This is a genomic window from Paraburkholderia megapolitana (assembly GCF_007556815.1).
Classification (GTDB): domain Bacteria; phylum Pseudomonadota; class Gammaproteobacteria; order Burkholderiales; family Burkholderiaceae; genus Paraburkholderia; species Paraburkholderia megapolitana.
Genome location: NZ_CP041743.1, coordinates 1,453,599 through 1,465,623, shown reverse-complemented (window position 1 = coordinate 1,465,623; position 12,025 = coordinate 1,453,599). Strand labels below are relative to the sequence as shown.

Here is a 12,025-nt window from a genome sequence, read left to right as displayed (position 1 = left end):
ATTCCGGGTGGTTAGTACACCATCCAACAGGTTCATCTATGTGGCGATAACCCGCTTTTTCCATACAAAGAGATGCCTTCGCTTGATCATCGTAGCTCCTCCCTGATCGAAATCCAGAAGGCGAGTCATGGCCACATTCCAAGAGCGCTTTTTTAATTTCAAGCCTGTCTACTCCCGACTTGATCCAAGCCAAGAAAGACGGAGGCGGTGGCTGGAATATATTGCTTGAACAACCCGCATTCGTTGTCATAAGAAGCCGTTGAGTCGCTGCGTTCTTCATGGTCTGCGTATCTCTGCCTGTGCTTGCCGCGCGCTCACGTCCGTCATCACATGGCTTCAAGGCAGACACTCGGGCGGCGGGTTGTCGAAATCCATCGACTCGCAGGCCGCAGGATTGATGGCGTTTTTTTTGCAGAAGGCGTAGCTTCGCTTTCGCTCGCAGTATTCACTATTGAGCCGACGACTATTATCTGGACGCGGCACCGGAGCGTCCGAGCGGCACTCCGGTAAATTGAGGCTCGGCTGGGTGGCGCAGATCAACCGAGATGTGCCGTACTTGTATATGTACCCCTCACCCAGCATGCAGCGGTCGAAGGCGGCTAATTGGTTTTCGGTCATTTCGCGAATGGCTCGCCCCATTCCGGTGACATTCGGGAGGCCACATCCCAATAGCGCCTTCCGCACATCGAGAAGCGTCTTCCCTTCCTGCGACCATAGAAAATCCTCAGGCGGTACTGGCTGGAACGGTGTCCAGCTACACGACGTGGTTGCCACTGCGAGCAGCGTGACGATCAGGAAGGGTGGTCGTTTCATGGACACGTTTTCACGGCCCGCCGTCAGGGCAAACACTCGGGCGGCGGGTTGTTGAAATCCATCGTCTCGCAGACCGCGGGAAGGATGGCGGTTTTCTTGCAGAAGGCGTAGCTTCGCTTTCGTTCGCAATATCCACTATTGAGTCGACGGGTGATATCTGGGCGCGGCACCGGCGCGTCCGGGCGGCACTCCGGTAGATTTAGGCTCGGCTGTGATGTGCAGATCGTGTGAGAACTGCCGTACTTGTAGGTATAGCCGGCTCCTAACATGCATTTGTCGAACGCGGCTGACTCGTTTGGTGTCATAGGCCTGTTTCCATCCCCTGAAGGGTGGGGAGCCCCGCATTCCAATACAGCCTTCCTAACATCAAGGAGGGTTTTTCCATCCTTGGTCCAGAGTAAATCCTCAGGTGGAACTGGCTGAAACGGTGTCCAGTTGCACGACGACGTCGCGAACGAAATTGTTAACGTCACTAGGAGTCCTGTTCTCATTTGCTTCCTTTTGCCTTGATAGGCATAGTCGCAGGCTGTCCATAGTCCTTCTGACACGCTTTGTCGCTCTCGCCATAGCAGCCATGCACAGTCGGGCTCGACATGAACATGTTGAGCCACTCTTTGATTTTGTAGCTTCCTTCCGGTCGTTTTTCGTACGTGTAAGGATTCCTGCCGATCAACGACCCCACAAAATCGTCACGATGGTTTTGCAGATAGACAGTGTCTTGCGCTCCACCGCTCAAGTCATAGAGCAAATCTGCCGCCTTCTGCGCGTTGTAGGCCGGTCCATAGAAGTAGATCTGCGTAGCGCTCAGAGACCCGACCGCGCCCCTGCGCTGTCGCGACTCCATAGAGTTGCCGAGGGTCATCGCGGCGCGGCTATGGGTGTACAGCACCAGTCCCGTCGCGCCGTAAATCGTCTGTAGTTTGTCTGCGTCGCGTCCGGAATTGGTCAGCCCAAAGAAGTCGTTCTCCAGGAAGTTCTGGTAGCCCGCCACCATCAGTTCAGACAGGCCGTTACCCGCTCTTGGGAAGTGAAGAAAGTGCAGCGGACCTTCGCGATCGCCATGGTGTTGCGCCGCATAGTTGCCTGCCGCCGTCTCGTCGTTAAAGATGCCGTTTATGGCCACGTACACGTTGCCTGCGCTATCGGGTTGCAGGTTCTTTGCTTCCTCCGACGTTAGTCGGTGATGCTTTACGTCACCGTGTTCGTCGCGTGCGATTTTTCCGTCCTCATCTCTCTCTACGATGAACATCGGATGTTCATCGACAAACATCGTCTTATAAGCATCGTCGCTAAACTTAAACACCTGCTGCACCGTCGCGTTCTTGATGGTTTGCGCCGCCTCCGCCTGCGCTTCCAGCGCACCCACATCGAGCCTGCTCGCAGCTTGATGAGCATGCAGCGTGTCGCGATTCAAGGCAGCAACGACATCATCTGCATCGAGACCGGTCAACTCGCGCTGCCTGGCGGCATCGGTAATCTGCACAGTGCCCGCACTGACAGCACTGCGGGTAACGCCGCCCGATGCATCGCCGGCCCCGCCGTTATTGAGCGCGTTACCGATGGCCGCCTTGGCGAGGCCGTACTTGCCCTGCGTGAACATGTCGGTGGACAGGCCAATGCCGCTGCTGCTGGCACTGGCCTCGGCGCGGTTCTCCAGATCGCTGGTGGTCAACGTGGCGGTGACGAGACGATTGCGCTGCGCATCGACGGCGGCCTGGCTGCTGGCGATCAGGCCGCCCTTGAGATCGGTATTACCCTTCACGCGGATATCGAAGCCACCATCACCGGCGATGATGCCTGCCTGCTCATTGACGCTGTCGTAGCGATTGCTCGCCCTGGATCTGGCGATGTTCACGCTACCCTTGACGGGCGTGCCAGTGCAGATAGGCGGGACGCACACGCTGATGCCGGCGCCGGCGCTCGATTGCCGGCTGGCATAGCGACTGGTGTCCTGCAGGCTCTCGATGTTGAGTTCACCCGCCACATCGGCGACGACGGTATGGCCGGCGACCTGGGCACCACGCAGGTTCGTGTCGCCGCCGCTGACAAGCGTGGCGGTGTTGCCGGCCCGTACGCGGCTGTCGGTGTGCCAGCCGTCTTCGCCGTCGGACGAACCGCGCCCCCTCGACACTGCAGCGGTAATAGCCACGCCATTCTGGTCACCGCCGAAGTTAATCCCAACGCCTACACTGCCCGAGCTGTTGCGCTGGGCGCTGTGCTGTTCGGACCGATTCTCGGCGGAGAGCAGGTCGATGCGATTGTCGGCCTTCAAGGTGGCGTTGTGGCCCGCAGTGATCTCGCTACCCCGGACGCGGATGTTGCTGTCCTCGCCGGCACCGGTCGCCATCAGGGTAACGTTGCCGCCGGCGCTTACGGATGAGCCGCGCGCGGTGTCACTGGCGGTAGTGCTGCGGCTGGTACTTTCCGCTTTGCCGAGTGCCACGTTGATGCCGATGCCCGGCTGGGTCGGCTTGCCATCCGCGTCCTTGGGCGGGTCGACGACTTCCCTGGCCGCGTCATAGGCATCCTTGGCGTTGAGTGCTGCCATGGCGGCTCCCAGCGCCTTCATGCGACCGCCGTCGGCTTTACCGACCGCACCCACCAGATCACGCGTGGACTGGACGTAACCGATAACAGGTGATGAGAGGCTCACGGAAAGTCCGCTTTGCTTGAAGCGGGTTTCTTCGTCGGCACGCAGCGATTCCCGCGCCTCTTCGATGACGATATTTCTGGCGAGAACGCTGACGTCGCCCTCAGGCGCGAGCACGTCGCTGCCGACCTAGCGATACTGGTTGCCTGCCACCAGCGTGACGTTTCCCGCTACGCTGGCAACGGTGCTGCCGGCGGCGAGCGTCTGCGTGGTTTTCTGATCGTTGCTCAGCATCTGCGTGCCGATGGTGAAGCCGACCCCGCCGCCACTTAGCAGGCCGCTCTTGTCCGTACGCTTGAAATGGCTTTCGCTAATGGCTTCGGTGGCCGCCCCGATAGTCAGATCGTTACTGGCGACCATGGCGGTACCGGCATCGGAGACAACGTTACTACCGGCGACGGTAACGTTACGACCCTGTACGGCGACGGTATTGCCGCTGAAGGTGCCGGCGACCGCGCGGTTTTCTTCCAGGCTGTCGCGGGTGGTTTCAGTGGTGGCGCCGAGCAGGCCACGCGACGTGTGCTTGCGGCCTTCGCTCCAGTTGTTGCTGGTTTCGCCGACCAGGATGTTCACGTCACCCGCGGCCATGGCGGTGAGCGCGCCCTGCTCGCTGGTGACACTGGCCGCACGTGCGTTGATGTTGCCACTGGCTTGCAGGCGCACGTCGCCCTGCGTCTGAACGGTGGTGCCGATGTCCCGCATATACCCCTGCTTGAGGTAGTTGCTGGCATTGCGGACGTTGTTCTCCTGCTCGGCGAGGATGACCGTACCAAGGTTCAGGTCGCGGCCGGCCACGAGGGCGCTCTGGCCGTCCTGGCCTGCGTTGATGACCTGGGCGGCCAGCAGGTTGGCATCGCGCCCGGCCATGGCGACCAGCGTCCCGCCTGGGTTGGTCACATAGAGCCCCGCCACGCGGCCCATGTTCGTGCGCGAAAAGTCGCTCAGCCCGGCCTGTCGGGCGTCGCTGCGGGTGGTGCTGGTCACGTTGAGGTCGCGACCGGCCTTGAGGATCATGGCACTGCCGGCATCGAGTGTGCCGCCGATCGTATCGATATCGGTACGCGCGTTCAGTGCGAGTGCATCGCCGGTGATGCGGCCGCCCAGGTTGCGCAGATTGTCGCCGGTGAGCTTGACGACGGTGCGACCCGCCACGGTGCCGGTGTTGATCAGGTCGCCCTTGAACTGGAGCTCGACACTATCGGCAGCTATCAGTGTGCCGTTGCCGTCGAGGTCGCCCGGCTTCACACGCACATAGACTTGCGGTACCAGCGCGCGGCTAGCAGTTCCGTCGGCCAGGGTCACGTCGCGCTCCACCAGCCAGACGATGTCGCTAGTGAGCTGTGCCATCTGCTCCATGCTCAGAGCCACACCGGGACGCAGGTCCCAGGCCCGAGCGTAGCTGGCGCCCGCGTCCAGCAGCGCGCGGTACTGCGCCTCGTCGCTAGCGTAGTTGCCGAGGAAGCGGCGGCCAGTGAGCTGGGTGATCTGGTCGCGGACCAGCCGTTGCTCATAAAAGCCGTCGCCGAGGCGCTTGTGTACGCTGGTCGGGTCGTAACCAAGCAGCGTCAGCATGTAATCGGAACTGAGCCAGAGGCGATAGCTAGTGAAGCGCGGGTCTGTTTCGACGAGGTAGTTGCGGGCCGCGGGGCTGGCACGAAACAGACTGTTGACCGGGATGTCGGTGACAACCTGCATGGTGCGGATGCGGGTGGGCGTGTTGCCCGCAACGTGATCGACGATGCTGCTCTCCGCCGCGCCGGGGCCGCTGGCCAGGGCATCGTCCGTAACCGCCGCGGCTGCCTGTGAGCCGAAGGCGGAGCTGCTGTCTACGTTGGCCGGCACTTCGACGATGGGCCGTGAAGCCCCATCGCTGCTGGTCCGCTGGTTGCCCGCCACCATGCCGCTGAGCTTGCCGGGCGAGCGCCCGTCAATGGCGACCCCGTTGCCTGCGCCGGCCGCATGCGACTCGACCCTGGCGACGTTGAGGTCGATGGTCCGCACGGTGTCGGCCGGCGTGTAGGCGATCTTGTTGTCCCATTTGCGCTCGTGGTAGCGCTTGAAGCCTCCGCGCCACTTACTGAAGGTGAACTGGCTAGTACCGCTCTCGCGAGTCAGGTGTTCGCCAACCGCGGCCTCGTTCTTCAGGTGGTCCAGATCGCCTAGCAGCGCGCCGCCAGCGATGATCTGACTCTTGTCGTTGACGAACCCGTCACCATGCAGGGTGATGTCGCCGCCAGCGCGGACCAGTGCCGGCGCGCTGGTGGCGACCTGGCTTTCATATTCGGCGCGAGTAACCTGGTATTGGGTCCACTTGCGTGCTTCCTTGCCGGTCTCTTTGTGACGATAGCGGCCGGCACGGCTCCAGTTTTCCCAGCGGTAGTCGCTGGCGTCGTGCCTGTTCGGATCGCCCTCGGGTTGGAGGTACAGGTGCGTCGTGGGCGTGCCGACCTGGGCGACGGCAGTGCTGAAGTGCAGGTTGCGGTTGAGAAGGCGGTTGGTGTCGATCGTGAGACCGCCAAGCGATTCGATGGTGGCGCTATCGTTGAGCACCTCGTCGGCACGGCCGTCTGCGTGATGGTTGGCATCGAGGTCGCCGCCGATGTTCAAGGCGTCGGGCCCGCTGCCGGCACTGAAGATCAATGCCTGTTCCCGGTTGTGGATAGCGCTGGCGCCGATGTCCAGGCGCTCACGGGCTGCGATGACAGCGGCATGGCCGCTCTCGTCGCGGTTTTCAACGGTTTCAGCACGAACGGCCAGGTGGTCGCCGTAAAGGCGGCCGGTGCCAGTGTTGTCGAGGACGCTCGCGTCGAGGTAGGTCTGACTGCCGTCGATGAGGCCGCGGTTGGTCAGCGCGTGGCTGGCAACGACAGTCGTACGTCCGCCACTGATCTGGCCAGTGGCGGTGTTGTCGATGTGGGTACCGCGGACGTCGAGATCGCCTGCCTGGAGCAAGCTGCGGTTGGTCAGTCGGCCGGCGGTGTGGATGGCAGCCCAGTGGTTTGCGGTGATCTCACCGTCGTGGGTGAAGTCCTGCTGCAGCGCGAGCGTGAGGTCGCCGTGCGAGAGCACGCGACCATCGCCGCTGAGGTGATCGGCAGTGAGGGCCAGGGACTGGCCTGCGAGCAACGTGCCGGCAGGGTTGAGCACGCGGTTGGCGGCAACTTCGAGGGTGCCACCGGAGGAAACGCTACCGCCTGTGTTGTCCAGCACGCTTTCCGCACCAACGCCGTGGATGCCGATGTGACGGTCGGCGGCGACGGTACCGGCAGTGTTGTCTACGTGCCGGGCGCTGAGCATGACGCTTTCGCCGTGCAGGCCGAGCGCCTCGCCGGCGTGGGTACCGAGGGTGTCGCGGTTGAGTATCTGGCCGGCAGTGAGCGCCAGTGCCTCGCCGGCAACCATGAGCCCGCCGCTGTTGTTGGCGGTACCACTGGCACCGATGATGAGGTTATGACCGGCCTGCAGCTGGCCGCCCCCATTGCGCAGGGCGGCAGCGTCAATGTGAATATGGGTACGACTGCCGAACCGGCCGGCAGTGTTGTCCAGCATGCCGGTGCGCGCTGTGATGTCGGCCTGGCCGTGAATCACGCCGGCGTGGTTGTCCAGGTCGCCGGTGTCGAGGGTCAAGGTAGTACCGCTAACTATGCCGCCGGTGACGCCGGAGTGGGTATTGACCAGCGCGTGGCCGTGGGTGTTCACGCGCAGCGCGGTGGCCGATTGCAACAGGCCGCTGCTGTTGTTCAACGTACTGCTGTCTACCACCAGGGTTCCCGTGGTGCTGGCAAGAGTGCCGCCGTTATTGTCCAGCGAAGCGTGCCGGGTATCGACCGAGACGTTGGCGCCCTGCACGATGCCGCCGGCATTGCCCAGGCCAGCGCTGGCGATACTGACATCGCCGTTGCCCTGCAGGGTGCCGCCTGCGTTGTCGATACGGCCTTGGGTATCGACAATGAGCCGGCCATCGGTGGAAAACAGCTGGCCGGCAGCGTTGTCGAGCGTGTCGGCACGGACACGCATGTCGCCAGCACTGACGAGTCGGCCGTTGCGGTTGTCCAGCGACTGCGCCGAGGTCACGCTGAGTTTTCCGGCAGCGTTCACGGTCCCGCCGCGGTTGTCGAAGGTCTGCGCGACCAGATCGACCTGTTTCGCAGTGAGCGTCGCCTTGCGGTGATCGGTAGCACCCATGCGAAGCATAGCCTCGCCAGCGGTGACCATCTCCCCACCTTCCCCGCTGAACACGCCAGTGTTGACAGCGAAACCGCCCTCGCCGGCGTGGATCAGCTGGCCGCTGATGTTGACCATCTGCCCGGCATCCACGGTCAACCAATTGGCGTTGCTGGCCAGGGTCCCGCCGCTGTTGTCCAGGCTACCCTGGATCTGCAACTGGGTGTCCTGCAGGTCGCTGTGCTGGAAGGTGCCAGCGCGGTTGGAAAAGTCGTGCGCGTTCAGGATCAGCTTTCCGCCCAGCTGCATCTGGCCTGCATCGTTGGTCAGTTGGCCGGTCTGGATGCGGGCGTGGCCCGACACCTTCAGCTCGCCTTTGCGGTTGCCCAGATCGCCACCGCTGACGTCGAGCTGGCGTACGCCCAGGTGGCCGCCATCGTTGTCCAGGCCGGCCGCGGCAGTCACGTCGATAGCGCCACCGCCGAGGATGCGCCCGCCGTCGTTGTTCAACGTGCTCGTGATGTTGAGTGTGCCAGAGGCAAGCGGCGCAACGCTGGAGCCGATGGTCATCCCCGTACCACCGTTGCCGTCACCCTCACCCGCTGGATTTTCTGCAGCGTTGTTGCCACCGTTGCCCGACCGATCACCGCTGCCCGGTTGGACGCCGGCGTCGATGGCCACAAGTCCGATGCGACCACTGTCCCGGTTAGCGAGGTGCGCAGTGCGCAACGCCAGATCCTGTGTGCCTGTTTGTTCGACGGCACCGCCGCGGTTGACCAGCGACTGCGCGTTGACCTCCAGACGGCGGCCGTTGATCGTGCCCTTGCTGTTGTCGATATCGTTCGGCGTGCTGACGGTAAGCTCGCGCCCGGCACTGAGCGTGCCGGCGTTCGCGACGCCACCGGTGGCCACTAAGTGAGTATCGGTGCTGGCCTGCATGGCACCGGCGTTTTCCAGCCGGCCGTCGATGGTGACAGCCAGTTGGCCGGCCTGGGCACCGAGATGACCTGCGTTGCGCACGCCGACACCGTGCTCGGTGCCCAGCATGACGATCTTTTGCGCGTACATGCCACCCAGTGCACCGACATCGAGGGCGAAGGCTGGTGCATTGCCGTTGGCCTGCCTTTGCTGGACGTTGTCAGGGTCGACGCCGACCTCGTTGGTACCGGTCGTCACCTGCAGTTGCTGTGCCCATAGACCCGCGTTGACCTCGACGGACCGTGCGATCAGAGCGGTGTAGTCGGTGCTGCCGGCGTTCAGCCCCTCGCTCTGAATCTGGATCGCCCCGCCGTGCACGCGATAGCCTTGAAGGGCACCGTCAGTGATGATCGGCGTGCCAGTGGTGAGGGTCGCCCGGTTGGCGTTGATAAAGCCGCAGCCATCGCAGGCAATGCCGGCCGGGTTGGCGATGACCAGTTGAGCGCGCTCGCCCGCCACTTCAACGAAACCGTTCAGGCGACTTGGGTTGCTGGCGTTGACTTCGTTGAGAATGATCCGGGCTGGGCCTTTGGCAAGCCAGGGGTTGCCTTGTACCCAACCACCCTGTTGGGTCTGGATGTTGGTGCGCGCGTTATTGAGGATGGCACCCTGCGAATCGACGTCGAATTGCTGATAAGTGTTGCGCGAGACACCCGCTGCGCCTGGTGTCTGGATGTTCACCAGCGGCACACCGTTGGCCGCTTCAAGCACAGTCGGGCGTTGATGACCCGGCGCGTGGGGATCAGCAACGATCTGCGCACCGGCCAACGGCGTGATGACGGCCTGGCCCCCTACCAGGAAGAGTGCGACGTAGACGGAGCGCAGGGTGGCAATGAGGCGGCGGCCAGCGGCCTTGGGACCGACGACCGCCCTGCTGCCGCGTGTGGGCACGATGTCGGCAACCTCCTGGAACAGGCCCAGCGCGCGATTGAAAACGATACGGTAGAGGTACCTGCTCATCTCATCACTTCCTATAAATGCAATGTGGCCGCGCGACTCAGTAGGTCCAGTTCAGGCTGAAGCCGGTGGTGAACGAAGCGGCCTGGAAACCAGCGGGCTTGCTTAGCGGCGTACCAGCAAACAGATCCCAATAGACGCCGTATGTGCCGCCACGCAAACCAGCGACGGCACCGGCCAGATGTCGGCCGCTTAGCCACTGCGTGGAAGAGCCGTCGACACGGCCGAGGTCGGCACCGACGTACAGCTCCTGACCCGCGCCGAGCAGCAGACCTAACTCGTTGCGCCAGACCCAGCCCCGCTCGCCGATCAATGTCAGCTCGCCATCGAAGCCACGCACGGTGTAGCGGTTGCCGATGGAAAACCGGTCTTGCGGTACCAGAGGCGTGCGATTCCACTGCCCGCGCCAGCTACCGGTGTAGCGAGCGGACTGCGCGCCGACCGGGAACGGCACCATGACCTGCGCATCGGCGGTGATGACCTTCATGCGTGAGGTGCCCTCGCCAAAGCCCTCTTCGGGAGCAGCAAGCGAACCGAAGCCGCCCGTACCCCTTCGATACGCCACGGTGGCATCGAGCCTGCTTGCGCCAAAGTGCTCGCTGTGCGTCAGCCCCAACTCCCAACCACCGGTGCGGCGACGCTGCACTTCGATTTCGGTGTCGTCGATGGCATTGCTGGATTGGCGCGCCCAACCGCGGACATAGGCGGTCGTTTTGCGCGCGGCGTCGCGATGCAGCAGGCGCGACAGGCGCACTTCGGCGTTGTCGCTGCTGCCCTTGTAGACGTAGTTCTGGCTCAAGCCGGCGACGGTCTGGCGATAGCTGTAGCCGCTGACGGTAGCGCCTAGTGCCCAGTAGCCGTAAGGCACGCTGTAATGCAGGGTATAGCCGCGCGTACCCTTACCATTGCCGTTGAAAACGTCACGGTTGACGTTGGCGTAGAACAGGTCTTGCAACGTCAACACGTCATCGAGCGAGAGCGTGAGGGCGCCCTGATACTTTCCGGTGGCCTTGCTGCCTGCGTCATCCAGCGAAACGCTGATGCGTATGGGGAGCGAGCGCTGCCGCCACGCGATCACCAGATCGCTCTCGCCGGGTCGGGCGTCGTCGCCCTCGGCGGGGATGATCTGAATGTCAGCATCTACGGTGGGCACACGCTTGAAGTTCTCCAACGCCTGCTCGATGTCACGCAGGTTGAGCAGGTCGCCGCGCCTCGCCGGCACCGCACTCCAGGTCGTGGCGCGCGTGCTGGTGCCCTCGGCAAAGCGGATATCACGGATACGCCCAGGCACGACGGTGAGCGTTAGCATGCCGTGCTTGAGATCCTGAGGTGCGGCGAGAACACGGGTGGTGACGTAACCGCGCGCAATCACAGCGTTCTGCACGCGGGTCATGACGGTATGGATACCGGCTGTGCCAAGGCACCGGCCTGTCGCCGGATCAGCCGATGGGTCGGCGGCTTTGAGCGCCCAACCAAACCGGGCGGCATCCTCGCCGGTCAACGCGATCCGATCGATGGTGAAACAGGGGACTTCATGCTCGGGCAGGCGCTCAGATGTGACAATAACCGGGGACGGCATGCGTACATCGGGCGCCACCTCCTGCCGCTCGCGCAATACCCTCTCTCGCTCCTGCTGCCGCAGCAGCTCTTGTGCCGCCGATTCGGCGGTTTGAGCCAGTAAATGCAAAGGCAACAGCAGCAAGCCACTGGCAACGCTCCACGAGCGCCTGGACGATAATCGGCACTTCCGATGCGGCATACGATCCCCGAATTACCCGTCTTTGTATTTGCTTTTCGCGGCGCCATTCGTTCGGCGCCGAGCGCACCCGCCGCACATTGCGAGTGATATCCCATGCAGTGAAGCATCGAGGACGGCGTCTGTTTTTTTGAGCCCGCTGCCGTCTCGCCCTACCGGGTCGCGGCGTATCGAGGGACAGCGCTCGCCAGTGAGCAACCTCGAACGTCCACGCTGATACATGGACCATGGCGGAAGGCCATGGCATGCAACGGCCTCCATGGTGGACGCAACTGTTTCGAGGGGTCTATGAGAGAAATCTGAAATTTACGGCTGCAGGGCGCGTTTGGCGTTTATCCCGACAAGGGCCGCTGACTACGCGTCGTATGAAACCATCTGCATCGCGATCTATGCCGTGCCCCGGGGCGAGCTGCCGCGCAAAGTTATTGAATTTCTGTGTCGTGCCCGTGGGAAGCGTCGGCGCGCGCCCCATCAGTCCGGAGACTCACGGCAAGCTATCCAGACATTAGAAGTGCTAAGTTGAATGGTGCCGGTCACATTGAGGTCGCAACCGACCTTGAGGATCATGGCGCTGCCCGCATCGAGCGGGCCGCCAATCGTGTTGATATCGCTGTGCGCGTTAAGCGCGGGCGCATCGCCGATGAGGCGCTCGCCCAAGTTGCGTAAGTTTCTCGCCGGTGAGTTGGGCGACAGTGCCGTTGGCCAGG

Annotated in this window: 5 protein-coding genes; all 5 read right to left on the bottom strand. The window is 62.9% G+C overall.

Translation table 11 applies throughout. The features are described 5' to 3' along the window. Positions 1 to 336: 336 nt before the first annotated feature. Positions 337 to 813, bottom strand: a complete 477-nt coding sequence (locus tag FNZ07_RS06165) for a hypothetical protein (protein ID WP_143098080.1) — start codon at positions 811 to 813, stop codon at positions 337 to 339. 487 nt (positions 814 to 1,300) lie between these two features. Beyond that, positions 1,301 to 3,580, bottom strand: a complete 2,280-nt coding sequence (locus tag FNZ07_RS06160; protein ID WP_091012541.1) for a hemagglutinin repeat-containing protein — start codon at positions 3,578 to 3,580, stop codon at positions 1,301 to 1,303. Between the two features lie 12 nt (positions 3,581 to 3,592). Next, on the bottom strand, positions 3,593 to 9,565 hold the full coding sequence (locus FNZ07_RS06155) for a two-partner secretion domain-containing protein (RefSeq protein ID WP_091012539.1): 5,973 nt from the start codon (positions 9,563 to 9,565) through the stop codon (positions 3,593 to 3,595). Between the two features lie 37 nt (positions 9,566 to 9,602). After that, on the bottom strand, positions 9,603 to 11,321 hold the full coding sequence (locus FNZ07_RS06150; RefSeq protein WP_091012537.1) for a ShlB/FhaC/HecB family hemolysin secretion/activation protein: 1,719 nt from the start codon (positions 11,319 to 11,321) through the stop codon (positions 9,603 to 9,605). Positions 11,322 to 11,789: 468 nt separating this feature from the next. Beyond that, the gene (locus tag FNZ07_RS06145; RefSeq protein ID WP_143098079.1) at positions 11,790 to 11,975 is read right to left on the bottom strand and encodes a hypothetical protein; all 186 of its coding nucleotides are present in this window, start codon (positions 11,973 to 11,975) and stop codon (positions 11,790 to 11,792) included. Positions 11,976 to 12,025 lie beyond the last annotated feature (50 nt).

Coding starts and splice junctions, on each gene's coding strand:
- FNZ07_RS06165 (WP_143098080.1), bottom strand. CDS start 813: ATGAAACGACCACCCTTCCTGATCGTCACGCTGCTCGCAGTGGCAACC.
- FNZ07_RS06155 (WP_091012539.1), bottom strand. CDS start 9,565: ATGAGCAGGTACCTCTACCGTATCGTTTTCAATCGCGCGCTGGGCCTG.
- FNZ07_RS06150 (WP_091012537.1), bottom strand. CDS start 11,321: ATGCCGCATCGGAAGTGCCGATTATCGTCCAGGCGCTCGTGGAGCGTT.